Below are 17,849 nucleotides of genomic sequence, written 5' to 3' on the forward strand. Positions count from 1 at the left end.
CAAAGACTTTGAGTACCCGCAGAGGTGCCTCCCCCAACCAATGCCTACAACCCGTGAGTGTGCTATGGAACCCGGAAACGCCCAGCTGTCGATGACGGTACTGATGACCCCTGACATGGCCAACTTCTCTGGCAATGTGCATGGCGGCACGCTGCTCAAGTACCTCGACGAAGTGGCCTATGCCTGCGCCAGCCGTTATGCCGGTCGTTATGTGGTCACGCTGTCAGTAGATCAGGTGATCTTTCGCGAGCCGATTCATGTCGGTGAGCTGGTGACCTTCCTGGCGTCAGTCAACTACACCGGCAATACGTCGATGGAAGTGGGCATCAAGGTGGTGACCGAGAATATCCGTGAACGCTCGGTGCGCCATACCAACAGCTGCTTCTTCACCATGGTGGCCGTGGACGACCAGCGCAAACCTGCCGCCGTACCGCCGTTGCAGCCGCAGAACAGCGAAGACAAGCGCCGCTTTGTGCAGGCTCAGCAGCGTCGGCAGATTCGTCAGGAACTGGAAAAGCGCTACCGGGAGATCAAAGCCGACGCGCCGTAAACTCCAAGCGGCGACTCAACTCAAAAACGTGTGGGAGCGGGCTTGCCCGCGATAGCAGTGGTTCAGTCGACATCGCTTTGACCGAGACTCCGCCATCGCGGGCAAGCCCGCTCCCACATTGGGTTCTGTGTCATTACAGGCTGATCGGTGTGGCTTCGAAGCGCACACGAGGGTGGGCAATACGGTCCTGGGCCCGCACCAGTTCCAGTTCATAACTGGCGCAAGCCTGGGTTTCCAGCAGCACTTCATGCACGGCCGCGGCGGTGAATTCAAAGGCAGCCACCAGGCTATCACCCAACAGCACCCGCGCCAGAAACAGGCCCGACGTCAGGTCGCCCACGCCCACTGGCTGACGCGGAAACGCCAGCAGGGGCCGGCGTAAGTGCCAACTGCCGTCGGCCGTCACCAACAGCATTTCAAACCCTTCTGGCAGTTTGCCTGGGTAATCCAGGTGCTTGACCAACACCGCTTTGGGTCCGCGCGCCAGCAAGGCCTTGGCCATCGCCAGGCAATCGAACAGCGATTGCGGCTTGCGCCCGGCAAAACTATCCAGCTCCAGTTGGTTGGGGCACAGGAAGTCCGCCATGGCGGCGGCTTCATCCAAGAGGAAATCGCTGACCTCCTGCGGCACGATGCAACCCTTTTCCGGGTGGCCCATCACCGGGTCGCACAGGTACAGCGCCTTGGGGTTGATCGCCTTGATGCGCGCCACACCGCTGAGGATGGCGCGGCCCTGGTCGGCACTGCCCAGGTAACCGGACAGCACCGCATCACAGTTGCCCAGCTCGCCAATCGCGGCAATACCCTCCACCAGCGCAGGAATTTGCTGCGGCGCCAGCACTTCGCCCGCCCACTGTCCATACTGTGTGTGGTTGGAGAACTGCACCGTGTTGAGCGGCCAGACGTTCACCCCGACCCGCTGCATGGGGAACACGGCGGCGCTGTTTCCGGCGTGGCCGAAGACCACATGAGACTGGATCGCAAGCAGGTGAGGTGTACGTTTCATGCGGGAGATTTCCGTAAAACCGTTGAATTTCTGGCCGAGCAGTATGCGACTAAACGCAGCCTGTACGACAGACCGGCGACACAGTTAAGCTGCGCTCACTTTGTTGGAGTTCATGGAATGCTGACCCTGGGAAACATCTTCGTTTTGATGCTGCTGGCCACCGGCGCCGCCTGGGTTTGGCATAACCACGGCCTGCGTGAACGGGCGCTGGCGCGGGTCAAGCAGCATTGCGCCAAGCTCGATATCGAGCTGCTTGACGGTGCCGTGGCGCTCAAGCGCATCGGTTTCGTCAAGGATGCCAATGGCCGCCGACGCCTGGCGCGCATCTATAATTTCGAGTTCACGGTGACCGGCGAAACCCGGCATGCCGGGGTCATCACCCAATTCGGCGCCCACAGCGCGCAGATCGAACTGGCGCCCTACCCGTTCGAAACCAAGGAGCCGCTGCCCAGCGCCGAGATCATCGAATTGAGCCAGTGGCGCCAGGACCACGCCAGCAAGAAACATCAGTAACGGCAGGCTGCCAGGGCGCTTTGCAATGCGGCCACGTCCTGTGGTGCGCTGAAGATCAACTCAACACGTGAATCGCGCCGCCAAGCGCTGGGTTGCCAGTGCAGTGGGCTGTTGTCCACAGCGTTGGCAGACACCCAACCCTCAACGCTGTGGATAACCAATTTGGCACGGCGCCAGCCCAAACTGGATAGCCACTGATGCAGACGGCTGACATCGAATCGCTGGCTTGGGTGCCAGCGCCAGCCAATGCTCCAGCCGCCCTCCTGGCTCTGACTCAGACAGATCGGCAACCCCGGGTCGCTCCAGATCGCCGGCATTTGCCCCACCGCTTCAGGCACGCCGAAATTATCCACCGCTACTTGGGCCCGTGCTTTCAAACCGGGCAACCGGTCGAGTGGCAGTTGCGCCTGGCGTGTCCAATAGAGCGGGCAATCGGGTAATTGCACTTCAATCGCCTGACGTTGAGCCGCGGTCAGCGTCTCGTCCTTGTTCAGCACCAGCAGGCCGGCACTGGTCAACGCCTCCTGCTGTGCCTGCGGCAACGGCTTGCCCGCTGCCAAAGCCTGAGCATCGAGTACCAGCACGCACGGCTGCACAGCGAGCACGTCTTGCCATGGTGCGTGCCGCAGTTGCTTGAGCAATTGCGCCGGATGGCCCAAGCCTGAGGGCTCGATAAACAACCGGTCCGGCTTAGCCTTACGCAACAAGCGGCCCAGCCCTACCTGGAACGGTGCACCGTTCACACAGCACAAACAGCCGCCAGCCACCTCGCCCAAGGCGATGCCGTCATCGTCTTGTGTGAGTAGGGCTGCGTCCAGGCCGATCTGGCCGAACTCGTTGATCAGCACCGCCCAGCGCTCGTTGGCCGGGCGCTGGGCAAGCAGGTGCTTGATCAGGCTGGTCTTGCCGGCGCCCAAGGGCCCTGCAATCACGTGGGTAGGAATGTTCTGCAACATGAGAGGCATCGTTCAGGCCGTGTAGAGCGTTTGATCCTACGCGGTTATGTCAGCCAATCCAGCGTCAGGATCAACCGTCGCTCATCGGCCTTGAGCGCTGGCGAGCGGTGGATCAGCCCATGTCCTTCATTGCCGTGCCATTTGGTGCCTTTAAGCAGCGCCACTTCACCGCAATGGATCTGCTCGATGCGCTCAGTGGGCTCGGCATCCGCCTGGCTCAATGTGCGCCGGTCCATAACGCCTTCGCGCAACCATTGGCTACCGATACCGGCGTAGGTGGTGATCAGCCGAACCGGCACGTGATCGACGTGAAAACGCGGGCACATGGCCTTGTCCAACAGCCGTAAACGCACGCCGATGCGCTTGGCGCCCAGCAGGCAGGCGAATGCACTGACCAGCCACGACACATCGGCGATAAACCCATCGTAGCCTTCAAGATCGCGACAGCTGGACGCCAAACCTTGCAAGTTCGGCACGGAGTCTTCGCTAGCCAACTCGACCACCAAGGACTCGGCCAACGGTTCATTGAGCGCCACCAGCAAAGCGCCAAACTCGGCGATGTGCAGGGGCAGCTGGCGCTGCCAGATGGCCAGGTTGACGCCGTCATTGAGGATATCGGACAGCGCCAGCGGCGTTTCCCCATGTATCTGGCGGATGACGGGGCGCAGGGGAATGACTGGGGCCAGCATCAGGCGACCTGCTCGTACCAAGGGCCAAACGGGTCAGGCAGCTGGCGCCAACCTTCGATACCCAGGGCCATTTCTTCATCGTTGAGCAAGCAGGCGTCCAACTCGGTACGCATCTGGGCAAAGTCGATGTTTTGCCCGATAAACACCAATTCCTGACGGCAGTCACCCGTGCTCAACTGCCAGTTAGCCATGATCGCCGCCACGCTTTCTTCGTCTTGAGGCCACTGGCTTTTCGGCACAAAGCGCCACCAACGCCCGGCAAACCCATGGCGCATCAACCCGCCCGCCTGGGACCAACTGCCCGCATCCTGATGTTTGCTGGCCAACCAGAAGAAACCCTTAGAGCGCAACAGCTTGCCGTTGACCCAGGGGCGGTCGATAAAGTCGAAAAACCGCTGTGGATGGAACGGCCGGCGCGCACGGTAAGCCGTGGACGCTATTCCGTATTCTTCGGTTTCCGGCACATGCTCACCGCGCAATTCCTGCAACCAGCCCGGGGCCTGGGCGGCGCGTTCGAAGTCGAAACGGCCAGTGTTGAGGATTTTGTTCAGCGGCACTTCGCCCATAACCATCGGGATGATTTCCGCCTGGGCGTTGAGGCGCTCGAGGATGGCCATCAGTTCTTCGCGCTCACGGCTGCTGATCAGGTCGATCTTGCTGATCAGGATGACGTCGGCGAATTCGATCTGTTCGATCAACAGGTCGGTGATGGAACGTTCATCCTCCTCACCGAGGGTTTCGCCCCGTGAGGCGAGGCTTTCGGCAGCCTGGTAGTCGAGCAGGAAATTCATACCGTCGACCACAGTGACCATGGTGTCCAGGCGTGCAATGTCGGCCAGGCTTTGCTCGTTTTCATCGCGAAAAGTGAAGGTTTCGGCCACGGGCAAAGGTTCGGAAATACCGGTGGATTCGATCAGCAGGTAATCGAAACGACCTTCTTTGGCGAGTTTTCCCACCTCTTCAAGCAAGTCTTCACGCAAGGTGCAGCAAATGCAGCCATTGCTCATCTCCACCAGTTTTTCTTCCGAACGATTGAGCGTGACATCACGCTGCACCTCGCTGCCGTCGATGTTGATTTCGCTCATGTCGTTGACGATCACCGCCACCCGCAGGTTGTCGCGGTTGCGCAGGACATAGTTGAGCAGAGTGCTTTTACCGGCACCGAGAAAGCCGGACAACACGGTCACAGGGAGACGATTGGGCATCAGGTATTCCTCATCAAGGTTGGCCGGTCAAACTGCCCGTCTATGGCGTTCGCGCAGCTCTTCACGTTCTTTGGCTTCGATACATAAGGTGGCGGTGGGACGCAGCAGCAGGCGTTGCAGGCCGATGGGTTCGCCGGTTTCACGACACCAGCCGTATTCGCCACGGGCCAGCAGCTCCAGGGCGTCGTCGATCTTGTCCAATAGCTTCTTTTCACGCTCCAGCAGGCGCAGTTGCCATTGGCGTTGCTCTTCGGCACTGCCGATATCCGCCAGATCGCTGTTGGTTTCCTGCTCGCGCAGCGCCTGGAACTGCGCGTCGATACGGGCTTGCAGGTCATCGCGCTGAGCCAGCAGCAGTTCGCGGAAGAAGCGCTGCTGGGCCTCATTCATGTAGTCGGCCGCTGGTAGGGACAAAAGATCGTGTTCGGTCATGGAAGCGGTTCGCGGGTCGGGCTGTGCATTTATGTTATAGTATAACAATACAAATAAGCCAATCCCTCTTGCTCGCCGCGACGAAGGGCGCAATGCTGGGTCACCTGCCTATGTTGAGAACCTCGATGAAATACCTGCTGTGCGCGCTGCTATTGGCAGGCGCCGGGCCTGCCTGCGCCCAGGCACCCAGCCTGTTGGCCAAGTGCACACGCAGCGCCAACCTGCTGGCGTGTGTGGACCCGTTGGGCAATGCCTATAGCGTGGCGACCGTCGGCAGCACTACGTATCTGCGCGGGTTTGAAGTGATTGGCAAACGCTATTGGGCGCAGACCAACAGCCGTTATGGGCAACTGACGTTTTTTACCGGGTTGGCATCGGATGGCGAGGCGTGGGTCGGCTACACGCGGCGCGTGGGCTGGACCACCATCAACCGGTTTTCCAGCTCAGGGGGCGCCAGCGCCAAGTTCACTTGCAGCCGAATGACCGGCTGTTAGACCTGGCTGTTTTTCTGCGCCTGCACCCAGGCCATGTAGCTGTTCATGGGTGGGTTCTTCTGGAAGTAACGTTTCAGACCTTCGAAAAGGCCATCCGCCACCGCCTGTTGATGGCGCGCCGTCACCAGCCGCTGGGCATCCCGAGGGTTGGAAATGAAACCCGTCTCCACCAGGATCGAAGGCACGTCCGGTGACTTGAGCACGGCGAACCCCGCCTGCTCCACACGTTTCTGATGCAGGCTGGTGATGTTTTGCAGGCTGCCCAATACCGAGCCACCCAGTTGCAGGCTGGAGGCGATGGTCGCATTCATCGACATGTCGAGAATGACCCCGGCCAGCATCGGGTCCTTGTCCTTCAGATTGAGCAAGGTGGTGGCGCCCAGCAAGTCGGCGCCATTTTCGCGCTGGGCCATGAAACGTGCCGTAGCCGAAGTGGCGCCCCCTTCCGACAACGCATACACCGAGGCGCCCGACGCGGTCAGCCGTGGCGCGGCGTCGGCATGCACTGAGATAAACATATCGGCCTTGTGCTGACGGGCGATGTCCACGCGCTTGCGCAGCGGCACGAAGAAGTCGTCGTTGCGCACCAGTTTTACGTCAAAACCCTTTTCGCGCTTCAAGCGTTTAGCCAACAACTGGGCAATCGACAGCACCACATCTTTTTCGCGCTGGCCCTTGGAGCCAATGGCACCTGGGTCTTTGCCGCCATGGCCGGGGTCGACCACCACGATGATGTCGCGCTTGGGATGCGCCTTATCTACCGGAGTTACCAAGGGTGCCGTCTCAGCGGCGATTTGACGGGGCACACGGGTCGCGTTGGTCAGGTCCAACACCAGGCGATGGCCTTGGCCATCCTGGGGCGGCAGCACGAAGCTGTTGAGCTGCATGGGCTCGATCAGGTCCAGCACGATGCGCGTATCGCTCTTGCCGAAATGCCCGGAACGGATCGAGGTAATCCCACTATTCTCCAACGCCAATTGGGAAAAGTCGCCGCTGAGCCCGGCGCCACTCAAGTCGATGATCAAGCGGTCCGGTGAGGTCAGGGAAAAGGTCTTGTATTGCACCGGGCCGCTGAGGTCGAACACCAGGCGCAGCTTGTCCTCCGAGCGCCACAGGCGTGCATTGCGAATCTGCGTGGCGTAAGCCCCCAAAGGCAAGGCGAACAAGGGGCTGACCAGCAGCAGGTTGAGGAGCTGACGTCGGTGCATGGCATATACCGCAGATAAAGGAGTGTCCCTACTCGATATGACTGAACAAAGGCTGGAGCAGAAAATTCATCGTAGCTCGTATTGTTATACTATAACATGTCGAATTATTTCCAACGATGGACCTGCTTATGAATGCGCTGACTCTGCCGGATATCGCCGCGCAGGCTTCACGCCAAGCCTTGCCACTCGACTGGGTGGGGATGTGCGGCATCGCCTTGCCGATCCAGATTGACGGTCAACGCCTGGCCGCCACCGCTGATGCGGGCGTAAGCCTGGACGACGGCACGGCCCGTGGCATTCATATGTCACGCCTGTACCTGGCTCTGGAAATGCTCGATCAACACCCGCTGACACCTGCACTGCTGCGTAATGTACTGCAGCGTTTTCTCGACACACATGAAGGTTTATCTAAGAACGCTTACTTGCGCATCAACACCCAGTTGCTGCTTAAACGACCCGCCCTGGTCAGTCCGCTAGCCGGCTGGAAGAGCTACCCGGTGAGCATCGAAGCGCGTCTGGAAAACCAGATGTTCCACGTGGAACTAAAAATTGACGTTACTTATTCCTCAACCTGCCCTTGCTCCGCCGCCCTCGCCAGGCAGTTGATTCAGCAGCAATTTGTGGATGATTTCGCCAACACGCCGTTGCAGCACGAAGCGCTGCTGACCTGGCTCGGCAGTGCCAACGGCATCGTCGCCACACCCCATAGCCAACGCAGCAGCGCGCAGTTGCACGTTCAGTTGCAAGGTACTGACCTGCCGATAATCGACTTGATCAACGCTGCCGAAGCCGCGCTCGGTACCGCCGTACAAACCGCGGTGAAACGCGCAGACGAACAAGCCTTCGCCCTGGCCAACGGGCAGAACCTGATGTTCTGCGAAGACGCCGCTCGCCGCCTGAACCTCGCCTTGAAACGCTCGGATGCCATCAAAGCCTTCCACCTCAAAGTGATCCACGCCGAAAGCCTGCACGCGCACGATGCCGTGGCTGAAAGCCGCTGGACGAGAGACTTTGCATGATCACCTGTAACTCTTTGCGCTGGGGTGCCCCTGGGCAACCGCTCACCCCGGCACTGGATTTGACCCTGGAAAAAGGCAGCCTCACCGGCATCATCGGCGCCAATGGCACAGGCAAGAGCAGCCTGCTCAAAGTCATCGCCGGCCTGCAAAAGCCGCTGGCGGGAAAGGTCATTGTGGATGTTCCACGCCGTGGCGGCCTGGCATTCCTGCCCCAGCAGCAACACTTGGACCGCCAGTTCCCCATCAGCCTGCAAGAGCTGGTCGCTGCCGGTTTCTGGGGCACCCAACACACCGCGCAACAACGCAGCCAACGCCTGCACGCGGTACTCGAAGACTGGTGCCTGACTGGCTTGGAACACCGACCGTTGATGGCATTGTCCGGAGGCGAATTGCAGCGCGCCCTGCTGGCACGCATGAGCCTGGCCGACGCATCCGTCCTGCTGCTCGACGAACCTCACGCAGCCCTCGATGAGGACGGTCAGGCGCTGTGCTGGAAACACATCCACGCTTGGCACAACGAAGGCCGCACCTTGGTGATCGTCTGCCATGACCTGGCCTCCGTGCGTCACCACACCCAGCACGTACTGCAGATCAAAAACACCGGCTGCGTATTCGGCTCCAGCAAAGAGCTGATCCGCCCGCAACCGCAGATGCAGGTGGCCTGAATGCACTTCACTGCCCACTTATGGATGCCGTTTCATGAGTTCGTCTTTATGCGCCGCGCACTCATCGGCGGTTTGGTACTGGCTTGCAGCACCGCGCCGCTAGGAGTGTTTCTGATCCTGCGGCGCATGAGCCTGATCGGTGATGCGGTGGCCCACGGCATCCTGCCCGGCGCCGCCCTGGGTTTCTGGTTCGCCGGGCTGAGCCTGCCCGCGCTGACCCTCGGCGGCCTGGGTGCGGGCCTGAGCATGGCCGGCCTGGCCGCGTGGATCACTCGCCGCACCGGCCTGCGCGAAGACGCCAGCCTCGCCGCCATCTACCCCATCTCTTTGGCCGCCGGCGTGCTGATCCTGGGCCTTGCCGGCAAGCGTCTGGACCTGCTGCACCTGCTGTTCGGCTCCGCCTTGGCCGTGGATCAAACCACACTGACCGGCATGCTATGGGTCTCGGGTTTCAGCCTGATCGCCATGGCGCTGATCTACAAACCGCTGCTGCTGGACACCCTCGACCCGCTGTTCCTGCAAACCGTCAGCCGCCTCGGCCCCCTCGCCCATGGCGTGTTCCTGACCCTGGTGGTGCTGAACCTGGTGATCGGTTTCCAGGCCATCGGCGCGTTGATGGTGGTTGGCTTGATGATGTTGCCGGCCATCGCCTCACGCTTCTGGAGCCGACGCCTGCCGGTGCTGATTGCGGTATCGGCGCTGCTGGGCTGCCTGTCGGTGTGGTTGGGTCTGCTGCTGTCGTTCTACTACTCACTGCCCAGCGGCCCGGCGATCGTGCTGGTGGCGGGCGCTGGGTATTTGTTGTCCGTGGTGTTCGGTCCGGTGCACGGTTTGTTGCGCCGCCCGCCTTTGCTCACATCCCAATGAGGTGTTCCGATGCGCGCTCTACTCGTGCTGTTCAGTCTGCTGCTGCCGCTTTCGATGGCCCACGCCGCCGACAAACTCCAAGTAGTCACCAGCTTCAGTATTCTCAATGACATCACCCACCAGATCGGTGGCGAGCATATCCAGATCAGCAACATGGTCGGCCCGGACGCCGACGCCCATACCTATGAACCCACGCCGGATGACGCCAAGGCATTGCTCAAGGCCAAGGTCATCATCAAGAACGGCCTGGGTTTCGAGCCGTGGCTGGACCGCCTGGTTACCAGCACCGAAACCAAAGCAACGGTGGTCACCGCCAGCAAAGGCGTGATTTCCCACACCATGGACGAGGATGGCGAAACCATTCCCGACCCGCACGCCTGGCACAACCTGGCCAACGCCGAAATTTATGTGAGCAATATCACCAAAGCGCTGGTAGCCGCCGACCCTGCCAACGAGACCGCCTACCTGAGCAACAGCCAGGCCTACCTCAAGCAAATCCATAGCCTGCTGGACGAGGCCAAGGCCAAGTTCGGCGCCCTGCCACCGGGTAACCGCCGCATCGTCACTTCCCACGACGCTTTCGGTTACCTGGGCCAAGCCTATGGCATCCAGTTCCTCGCACCCCAGGGCTTGTCCACCGAACGTGACCCTTCGGCCGCTGAAGTTGCCGCGCTGATCACTCAGATTCGCAAGGACAAGGTCAAAGCCGTGTTCATGGAAAACATCAAGGACTCACGCCTGCTCAAGCAGATTGCTGACGAAAGCGGCGCACAGATCGGCGGCACGCTGTACTCCGACGCTCTCGCTGCAGAAGGCCCGGCCAGCACCTTTATCGGGCTGTTCGAATACAACCTCAACACCCTGTGCGCCGCACTGAGCCAGCCATGATCCGCAAAAATCCTTCCGGCGACCTGCCGGTGATTGCCGAATCGGCCTACGTCGACAAGACCGCGATCATCTGCGGCAAAGTTATCATCGGTGAGAACGTGTTCGTCGGCCCTTACGCCGTGATCCGCGCCGACGAAGTGGATGCCAGCGGCGCCATGGACCCGATCACCATCGGCGCCAACTCCAACATCCAGGACGGCGTGGTCATCCACTCCAAGTCCGGCGCAGCGGTGACCATCGGCGAATTCACCTCCATCGCTCACCGCTCCATCGTCCACGGCCCCTGTACAGTGGGCAACCGCGTGTTTATTGGCTTCAACAGCGTGCTGTTCAATTGCGCCGTGGGCGATGGGTGCGTGGTGCGCCACAACTCGGTGGTCGACGGCCGTGACCTGCCCACCGCTTTCTACGTGCCCTCTACCACGCGTATCGGCCCCAACACCGACTTGTCGCAATTCCCGCCGGTGAGTGTCAGCGCCTCGGAGTTTTCCGAGGATGTGGCACGCACCAACGTCGACCTGGTGCGCGGCTACAAAGCCCTGCAAAACGAGTTCTGAACCATGAGCCGCCTGCTGATCCGCAACGCCCGACTGGTCAACGAGGGCCAGGTATTCGACGCCGACGTACTGATCGCCAATGGTCGTATCGAGAAAATTGCCGCCAGCATTCAAGGCGATAACGAACCGGTGGAAATCGATGCCAACGGCCAGTGGCTACTGCCAGGGATGATCGACGATCAGGTGCACTTTCGCGAACCCGGCGCACCGGAAAAAGGCAGTTTCTACAGCGAATCCCGCGCGGCGGTGGCCGGTGGTATCACCAGCTTCATGGACATGCCCAACACCCAACCGGCCACCCTGAACCTGGAAGCCCTTGCCGATAAAAAGCGTCGTGCCGCACTGCATTCAGTGGCCAACTACGGCTTTCATTTCGGCGTGAGCAACGACAACCTCGACATCGTCGCCACCCTAGACCCCCGTCAAGTGGCGGGGGTCAAGGTGTTCATGGGCGCCTCCACCGGCAATATGCTGGTGGACGACCCACGCGTTCTGGAGCGCCTATTTGCCGAGGCGCCGACCATCCTGCTCGCTCACTGCGAACACACGCCCAGCATATTGGCCAACGAGCAGCGCCTGCGCGAACGCTTCGGCGAGCATATTCCCGCCGTCGCCCACCCGCTGATCCGTGATGCCGAGGCCTGTTATCGCTCGTCATCGTTTGCCGTGGAATTGGCCAAACGCCATGGCACGCGCCTGCATGTGTTGCACCTGACCACCGCTCGCGAACTCGCGCTGTTCGAAGACAAGCCCCTGGCCGACAAGCACATCACCGCCGAAGTCTGCCTGCACCACCTGCTGTTCGATGACCGCGATTACCACCGCCTCGGCCACCAGATCAAATGCAACCCGGCGATCAAGACCCGCGCCGACCGCGACGCGCTGCGCCTGGCGTTATTGAGTGATCGTCTGGATGTGATTGGCACCGACCATGCGCCGCATACCTGGGCGCAAAAACAGTTGGACTATCGGCAAGCACCCTCGGGCTTGCCCCTGGTGCAGCATGCCCTGCCGGCGTTGCTGGAGTTGGTGGCCGACGGGCATTTACCCCTGACCACTCTGGTAGCCAAGACCAGCCACCGCGTGGCCGACCTGTTTGCCATTGCTGATCGCGGCTACCTGCGCGAAGGCTACTGGGCCGACCTGGTGCTGATCAAACCCGAGCCTGCCGGCAAGCCGGTCAACAGCCAACCCATTCTCGCCCGTTGTGGCTGGACACCTTTTGCAGAGCGCAGCTTTCGTCACAGCGTGAGTACAACACTGGTCAGCGGCCACCTGGCCTGGCACAACGGCCAGGTGGTCAACAGTTGCCAGGGCTTGCCCCTGCAGTTTGGGCGTTAAGCGCGGGGTTTGACCGAACCGCAATCGTTGCCCAGCCACTGGGCGTGGCTGTCCAGGCTACCCTTCTGCTGGATCCCGGTGGCATTGAAGGTACCGTTGACGCTGGTGGTGAATTCTTTCTGGCTCTGGAACGTTGCCACCCCAGTGCCCTGGGCTTTCGGGCAACTGAAACGGAATTTCCACTGGTTGCCGCTCTTGTCGGTGACTTCCTGTTTGCAGCCCGATTGAGGGTCGGTCAGGGGGATCGAATCGGAGGCCACCTGAGCCGGGGTCAGGCACACCTGTACGCCTTTACCGGCCATGTTGATGCCTTGCTTTTCGAGCATGGCGCGCTGTTCAGGGGTCATCTGTTGCTTGAGTTGACCGAGGATCAGCGACAAGTCCGGCAGGTCCTGGTTATCGACTTTCATATTGCTGGTGGTCAATTCCCACAAGCCCGGCGCCAGCATCTGCGCCTGCGCCGCCACAGGCAGCGACAAACCAACAACCATGGCCAAACCAAGCAGACGAGCATTCATCGGGTAACTCCTGGGTAATTGTGGGCGTTAGACGTCGCAAAGCAGCCAGTGTTGCATGGCAAATAAAATAGCGACATTCACAGCCGTTCATGGTCTGTTACGCACTGGACTGCCTGGAGTTACGTCGTTCATGGATTTCTTTGGCCCGCACCTGCTCGCCTACGTCATTGCCACGCTGCACTTTCTCGGAACGCTCGCCGCGATCCACGCAGTACTGACCGTGCGCACCGCACAAGGCTCGATTGCCTGGGCATTGTCACTGATGTTCATGCCCTACCTGACGCTGATCCCCTACCTGATTTTTGGCCGCAGCACCTTCGACGCGTACATCCAGGCCCGTCGCCAGGCCAACCAGGAAATGCACACGGCCATCACCGAACTGAACTGGCGCCCGTGGGTTGAGGAAGCGCTTGCGGCGCGCAACTCCAGCGCCTACGCCTCCTTGCGCGCCATGCCCAAGCTGGGCCGCATGCCCTGCCTGGCCAACAACGAAGTGCGCCTGTTGATCAATGGCGATGCCACCTTCGGCGCGATCTTCGAGGCTATTCGTAACGCAAAGACCGCCGTGCTGTTCCAGTTTTTCATCATTCACGATGATGAACTGGGCCGCCAATTGCAGGCCCTGTTGAAGGAAAAAGCCGCTCAGGGCGTGGCCATTTACGTCCTGTACGACCGCATCGGCAGCCACGCCCTGCCCCATCGTTATGTGCAAGCGCTGCGTGAGGCAGGCGTGCAGGTCAAGGCATTCGCCACCCGCAGTGGCTGGCTCAATCGCTTCCAGGTCAACTTCCGTAACCATCGCAAGATCGTCGTGGTGGACGGCATCACCGGTTTTGTCGGCGGGCATAACGTAGGCGATGAATACCTGGGTAAAAAACCGCCCCTGGCGCCATGGCGCGATACCCATGTGCAGGTCACAGGCCCGGTGGTGGCTTGCCTGCAGGAGTCGTTTGCCGAGGACTGGTTCTGGGCCGCACGGGAACTGCCGCCGCTGATCCTGCCGGATGCCTACCCGGAAGACGGCGTGCTCTGCCAGTTGCTCGCCAGTGGGCCAGCGGACCCTTATGAAACCTGCTCGCTGTTTTTCGTCGAGGCCATCCATGCGGCGACCGAGCGCGTGTGGATCACCAGCCCCTACTTCATCCCCGACGAGGCGGTATTTGCCGCCCTGCGCCTGGCGGTATTGCGCGGAGTCGATGTGCGCCTGCTGCTGCCGTCACGGCCCGACCACCGCATCGTATATGCCGCGTCCAGCCTGTATGCCAACGAAGCGGTGCGAGCGGGCGTGCGGGTGTTTCGCTACACGCCGGGCTTTTTGCATCAAAAGGTGGTGTTGGTGGACAGCGAAATCAGCGCAATTGGCAGTGCCAACATGGACAACCGTTCGTTCCGGCTGAATTTTGAAGTGATGCTGCTGACGGTGGATGAAGCCTTCGCCAGCCAGGTTGAGCAGATGCTGCTGGACGACTTTGCCCTGGCCCATGAAGTCAGTCAGGAAGAAAGCCGCGAGACCCGTCGCCTGCAACAACTGGGGATGCGCATTGCGCGCTTGATCTCACCCATCCTCTAACCGCCAACACACAACCAATAATGTAGGAGCGAGCTTGCTCGCGAAAAACTCACAGGCGCCGCGTTCATTCAGCTAGTACGCGTTATCGTTGACGTTTTTCGCGAGCAAGCTCGCTCCTACGGTTTTGAGCGTGATCAGCGGTAGAGGTCTTCCCGCGTCCACGGCAGTTCATGCCCGCCATCGGCATGGGGTTTCACTGCCAGTATCTGGTGCAGATTGATCCAGCCTCGGGCAAACGCATAAGCGCAGCCAGCCAGGTACAGCCGCCAGATGCGTAGCGCCTGTTCCGGTACCATCTTCGCCGCTGCTTCCAGGTTGTCTTCCAGACGTTCGCTCCAATGGTCCAATGTGCGGGCGTAATGCATACGCAGGCTTTCGACATCGACCACTTCCAGCCCTGCTTCACTGATCTCGGCGGTCATCATGGCCAGGTGCGGCAGTTCGCCGTTAGGGAACACGTAGCGCTCGATAAACTCGCCGGCGCCTCGGCCTACGGGGCGGCCATCGGTGTGCTTGGCGGTAATGCCATGGTTCATCACCAGACCACCTTCACGCACTGCGCCGAACAGGGTCCGGCAGTACTGCGCCAGGTTGGCGTGGCCGACGTGTTCGAACATGCCCACGCTCACCACTTTGTCGAAACGGCCGTCCTGGGGCAGGTCGCGGTAGTCGAGTAATTGCAGGTCGACCTGGTCTTCCAGGCCTTCGGCTTTCACCCGCTCCTTGGCCAGCGCCAGTTGTTCCTTGCTCAAGGTGATGCCGAACACCTTGACCCCGAACTCCCGCGCGGCATAGCGCGCCAGCCCGCCCCAGCCGCAGCCCACATCCAGCAGATATTCACCCGGCTGCAGCCGCAACTTGCGGCACAGGTGGCGGAATTTGTCTTGTTGGGCCTGGTCGATCGACTCGCTGCCGGTTTCGAAATAACCGCAAGAGTAGGCCATGTCCTGGTCCAGCCATAGCTGGTAGAACTCGTTGGACAGGTCGTAATGGTAGGAAATGGCCGCCGCGTCGGTGGCCTTGTCGTGAATCGAGCGTACCGGGCGACTCTCCTCGTCGTCATCGACCAAGGCGTGACTCAACTCGTCACATACCCTGATCACTTCGGTGATGGAGCCTTCCAGCTCCAGCTTGCCCTCGACGAAGGCTTCGCCCAGTGAGTCGAGCGTTGGATGGGTCAGCCTGGATACAACCGTGGGGTCCTTGACCACGATGGTGACGCTGGGCTCAGGGCCCAAGTTGAATTCATGGCCGTCCCAGAGTCGAAGACGCAGCGGTAGCTGAAGATTCTGTAAGGCCGGTGGAAGTTGCGCGAGCATGAGTAGTCCCCCCTTGTTTCAGACGTCTGCTGTGAGGGTAGACCATGCCAAACAAAGTAGGAAGCTATCGAATGAATAGCCCCCCTTCTATGGCGCTCGGCGCTCGAGCAAACCTTCCTGGACCCACTGTTTCAGCCAAGTGGCCGCTTGCAGCGACGCCCCCTCTGAATAAGTGACCGCCAGCTCAATACACAGTTCTGAAAAGTTCCAGCCCATGGTCACCATGCCCGACAGCGCACAGGCTTCAGCGGCTTCCAGGCTGCGGTAGTGGCAGCGGTTCTGGTTGCGCCACACCAGGCAGATTTGCGCCGGTTCCAGCGCCTGGCTGCCGGGGAAATCCGACTCATCCTTGCTGGCTCGCCAGATCGCCACCGTGTTGAAACGGCAAAGCAGCTGCTGCACCGAAGGCGTCAGCGCAACCTGCAAGGTGGGCCAGTCTTCAGGCTCCAAATGCGCCATGTCATTCAAGGTCAGCGGCTCCCCTTCGGCGGCGTCAAACGCCAAGGTGAACGCCCACTCCAGGCGTGCCAACTCAGCCAAAGGCGCACTTTGCGCAGCCATCAAATGCTCAACGATAAACATCGCAAAGCGCTCGCCCAACCAGCGCACGCTGTAATGGGCCGACGGATAACGGCGGATGTAGGCCTCGGTCAGTGAGCAAAACTGCTCATCTCCCAGCCAATACCAGATGGCACCGAAGTCATGGCGCAGTACCTCTTGCAGACGCGACAGGTAAGCGTTGTGGTAAATCGCCAGGCCGGTGTCCACATCCAATGTCGGCCCTCCCAGCAAGGTGGCGGCAAAGCCACTGCTGGCCGCGGGCGCTTCGGATAATAGATGCTGTTCAAACGCCAACTGCCAGTCGATCAGGCGCATAACGCTCTCCGGGCCAAGGCGCTGGCACCCAACTCACGGGCTTTGTTCAACTCGGTGAGCAACTCTTCGAAGGGCGGAAAATGGTCATCGCGTTCCAACAAGGTCGACACCGGGCCCAAATGCTCCAAAGTTTGCTGATAAAGCGCCCACACCGGGTCGCACACTGGATGGTCATGGGTATCGACCACATAGTCGCCATAATCCATATGCCCCGCCAAGTGTAGTTGGCGAATGCTTTCGGCTGGCAGGTTACGAATGAACGTCCAGGCATCAAAGCCATGGTTGCGTGCGCTGACGTAGACGTTGTTGACGTCCAGCAGCAACTGGCATCCGCTCAGGTGGGCCAAGGCGTTGAGGAACTCCCACTCGGTGAATTCATCCGCCTTGGAACGCACGTAGCTTGAGACATTTTCCAGCACCAGCGGGCGCTGCAACACGTCCTGCACCTGACGCACGCGGCCGGCCACGTGGTAGAGGCTTTCTTCGGTGTAAGGCAGGGGTAACAAATCATGTAACTGATGCGCGCTGCCGCGGCTCCAGCACAGGTGATCGGAAATCCACGCCGGCTGAATGCGCTCTGCGAGCTGTTTGATGTGGTTCAGGTAATCCGTATCGAGGGCATGTGGCCCGCCGATGGACAACGACACACCGTGCATCACCAAGGGGTAACGTTCGGCTATCGCATCCAGGTAGTACAAGGCCTTGCCGCCCTGTACCAGGTAATTCTCGGAGATCACTTCGAACCAATCCACGGCCGGCGACTGTTCTAGGATCTGGTGGTAGTACTCACTGCGTAAACCCAGGCCGTAACCCAGACTTGGAAGGGACGCGGACATGACTCACTCCAGGGCAAAGTGTCCGCAGCGGTAGCAGGCAGCCGCCGCGGTTGCACTTGTTTGCCGGTTACTCGCCGACTTTACCGCCAGCAGCGTCGCAGGCCGATTTGGTCATGGCCTTGAAGCCCATCCCTTTACACTCGCCCTGGCCCTTGCACGCGTGGTCCTTGGTTTTGCAGTCGTTCATACCTTTGCAGGAGGTCACGCCGTAGCAGTGAACGGTGGCGTCTGCCGCTTGTACCTGGGTGGCCACACCCGCGAACAGAGAAGCAGCGGCCATTGCGAGGGCGGCACCAGCAGCAGCGGATTTAATGCTCATTGTTGTATTCCTCATGATCAG

At 60.4% G+C, this 17,849-nt stretch carries 21 protein-coding genes; 10 read left to right on the forward strand and 11 right to left on the reverse strand.

The genetic code is table 11. The features are described 5' to 3' along the window. Positions 1-64: 64 nt before the first annotated feature. Positions 65-550 (forward strand): acyl-CoA thioesterase, encoded by a 486-nt coding sequence (locus OC445_RS01455; protein ID WP_003195747.1) that lies wholly within the window; start codon positions 65-67, stop codon positions 548-550. Between the two features lie 133 nt (positions 551-683). On the opposite strand, the gene pdxY is transcribed toward OC445_RS01455, so the two are convergent. Then, positions 684-1,556: a pyridoxal kinase PdxY gene (gene pdxY, locus OC445_RS01460; RefSeq protein WP_003195749.1), complete on the reverse strand. Its 873-nt coding sequence runs from the start codon at positions 1,554-1,556 to the stop codon at positions 684-686. A gap of 117 nt (positions 1,557-1,673) precedes the next feature. Between pdxY and OC445_RS01465 the strand changes: the two genes are divergently transcribed. After that, on the forward strand, positions 1,674-2,069 hold the full coding sequence (locus OC445_RS01465; RefSeq protein ID WP_003195752.1) for a DUF3301 domain-containing protein: 396 nt from the start codon (positions 1,674-1,676) through the stop codon (positions 2,067-2,069). Here OC445_RS01465 and OC445_RS01470 read toward each other — a convergent pair. From OC445_RS01470 to dksA, 4 genes are read right to left on the reverse strand one after another with little or no spacing between them, the layout of a single operon-like run. Beyond that, entirely contained in the window at positions 2,063-3,025 is a 963-nt protein-coding gene (locus tag OC445_RS01470) for a CobW family GTP-binding protein (protein WP_181124441.1), read from the reverse strand. The genes OC445_RS01465 and OC445_RS01470 overlap by 7 nt on opposite strands. 44 nt (positions 3,026-3,069) lie before the next feature. After that, positions 3,070-3,714 carry a DUF1826 domain-containing protein gene (locus tag OC445_RS01475; protein ID WP_181124439.1) on the reverse strand — a complete coding sequence of 215 codons (645 nt, stop codon included), beginning with the start codon at positions 3,712-3,714 and terminating at the stop codon, positions 3,070-3,072. Beyond that, a complete protein-coding gene (gene zigA, locus OC445_RS01480) occupies positions 3,714-4,919 on the reverse strand; it encodes a zinc metallochaperone GTPase ZigA (protein WP_054916960.1) in 1,206 nt (401 codons plus the stop codon). Before zigA ends, OC445_RS01475 begins: the two co-directional genes overlap by 1 nt. A 27-nt stretch (positions 4,920-4,946) precedes the next feature. Further along, positions 4,947-5,351, reverse strand: a complete 405-nt coding sequence (gene dksA / locus OC445_RS01485; RefSeq protein ID WP_198790699.1) for an RNA polymerase-binding protein DksA — start codon at positions 5,349-5,351, stop codon at positions 4,947-4,949. 125 nt (positions 5,352-5,476) lie between these two features. Between dksA and OC445_RS01490 the strand changes: the two genes are divergently transcribed. Beyond that, the gene (locus OC445_RS01490) at positions 5,477-5,845 is read left to right on the forward strand and encodes a glutamine synthetase (RefSeq protein ID WP_198790698.1); all 369 of its coding nucleotides are present in this window, start codon (positions 5,477-5,479) and stop codon (positions 5,843-5,845) included. On the opposite strand, the gene OC445_RS01495 is transcribed toward OC445_RS01490, so the two are convergent. After that, complete coding sequence (locus OC445_RS01495; RefSeq protein ID WP_054896085.1) at positions 5,842-7,053, reverse strand: N-acetylmuramoyl-L-alanine amidase; 1,212 nt, start codon at positions 7,051-7,053, stop codon at positions 5,842-5,844. The genes OC445_RS01490 and OC445_RS01495 overlap by 4 nt on opposite strands. A 128-nt stretch (positions 7,054-7,181) precedes the next feature. On the opposite strand from OC445_RS01495, the gene folE2 reads away from it, so the two are divergent. Genes folE2 through OC445_RS01525 form a run of 6 tightly spaced genes read left to right on the forward strand, consistent with a single transcriptional unit; the run spans position 7,182 to position 12,390 of the window. After that, positions 7,182-8,072 carry a GTP cyclohydrolase FolE2 gene (gene folE2, locus OC445_RS01500; protein WP_054896086.1) on the forward strand — a complete coding sequence of 297 codons (891 nt, stop codon included), beginning with the start codon at positions 7,182-7,184 and terminating at the stop codon, positions 8,070-8,072. After that, a complete protein-coding gene (locus tag OC445_RS01505; RefSeq protein WP_054896087.1) occupies positions 8,069-8,737 on the forward strand; it encodes a metal ABC transporter ATP-binding protein in 669 nt (222 codons plus the stop codon). Before folE2 ends, OC445_RS01505 begins: the two co-directional genes overlap by 4 nt. Beyond that, complete coding sequence (locus tag OC445_RS01510) at positions 8,738-9,604, forward strand: metal ABC transporter permease (RefSeq protein WP_054916968.1); 867 nt, start codon at positions 8,738-8,740, stop codon at positions 9,602-9,604. A 9-nt stretch (positions 9,605-9,613) separates the two neighbouring features. Continuing rightward, positions 9,614-10,492: a metal ABC transporter substrate-binding protein gene (locus tag OC445_RS01515; RefSeq protein WP_198790697.1), complete on the forward strand. Its 879-nt coding sequence runs from the start codon at positions 9,614-9,616 to the stop codon at positions 10,490-10,492. After that, positions 10,489-11,049 carry a DapH/DapD/GlmU-related protein gene (locus tag OC445_RS01520; RefSeq protein ID WP_054896090.1) on the forward strand — a complete coding sequence of 187 codons (561 nt, stop codon included), beginning with the start codon at positions 10,489-10,491 and terminating at the stop codon, positions 11,047-11,049. The genes OC445_RS01515 and OC445_RS01520 overlap by 4 nt, the downstream gene beginning before the upstream one ends. 3 nt (positions 11,050-11,052) lie before the next feature. Then, positions 11,053-12,390, forward strand: a complete 1,338-nt coding sequence (locus tag OC445_RS01525) for a dihydroorotase (protein ID WP_198790696.1) — start codon at positions 11,053-11,055, stop codon at positions 12,388-12,390. Here OC445_RS01525 and OC445_RS01530 read toward each other — a convergent pair. Further along, on the reverse strand, positions 12,387-12,908 hold the full coding sequence (locus OC445_RS01530; RefSeq protein ID WP_014720569.1) for a DUF3617 domain-containing protein: 522 nt from the start codon (positions 12,906-12,908) through the stop codon (positions 12,387-12,389). The genes OC445_RS01525 and OC445_RS01530 overlap by 4 nt on opposite strands. 130 nt (positions 12,909-13,038) lie before the next feature. Between OC445_RS01530 and cls the strand changes: the two genes are divergently transcribed. Further along, on the forward strand, positions 13,039-14,478 hold the full coding sequence (gene cls, locus OC445_RS01535) for a cardiolipin synthase (RefSeq protein ID WP_034129166.1): 1,440 nt from the start codon (positions 13,039-13,041) through the stop codon (positions 14,476-14,478). Between the two features lie 134 nt (positions 14,479-14,612). On the opposite strand, the gene cfaB is transcribed toward cls, so the two are convergent. The 4 genes from cfaB to OC445_RS01555 all read right to left on the reverse strand — a co-directional run bounded on the left by cfaB (position 14,613) and on the right by OC445_RS01555 (position 17,828). Next, on the reverse strand, positions 14,613-15,797 hold the full coding sequence (gene cfaB, locus OC445_RS01540; RefSeq protein ID WP_014720571.1) for a C17 cyclopropane fatty acid synthase CfaB: 1,185 nt from the start codon (positions 15,795-15,797) through the stop codon (positions 14,613-14,615). Positions 15,798-15,884: 87 nt separating this feature from the next. Then, the gene (locus OC445_RS01545; protein ID WP_198790695.1) at positions 15,885-16,673 is read right to left on the reverse strand and encodes a DNA-binding domain-containing protein; all 789 of its coding nucleotides are present in this window, start codon (positions 16,671-16,673) and stop codon (positions 15,885-15,887) included. Then, positions 16,664-17,509 carry a DUF692 domain-containing protein gene (locus OC445_RS01550; protein WP_054896094.1) on the reverse strand — a complete coding sequence of 282 codons (846 nt, stop codon included), beginning with the start codon at positions 17,507-17,509 and terminating at the stop codon, positions 16,664-16,666. The genes OC445_RS01545 and OC445_RS01550 overlap by 10 nt, the downstream gene beginning before the upstream one ends. Positions 17,510-17,576: 67 nt before the next feature. Next, positions 17,577-17,828 carry a membrane protein gene (locus OC445_RS01555; protein ID WP_003195792.1) on the reverse strand — a complete coding sequence of 84 codons (252 nt, stop codon included), beginning with the start codon at positions 17,826-17,828 and terminating at the stop codon, positions 17,577-17,579. Positions 17,829-17,849: the final 21 nt, after the last annotated feature.

The organism is Pseudomonas sp. Pse35, assembly GCF_024519715.1.
GTDB lineage: Bacteria > Pseudomonadota > Gammaproteobacteria > Pseudomonadales > Pseudomonadaceae > Aquipseudomonas > Aquipseudomonas paracarnis.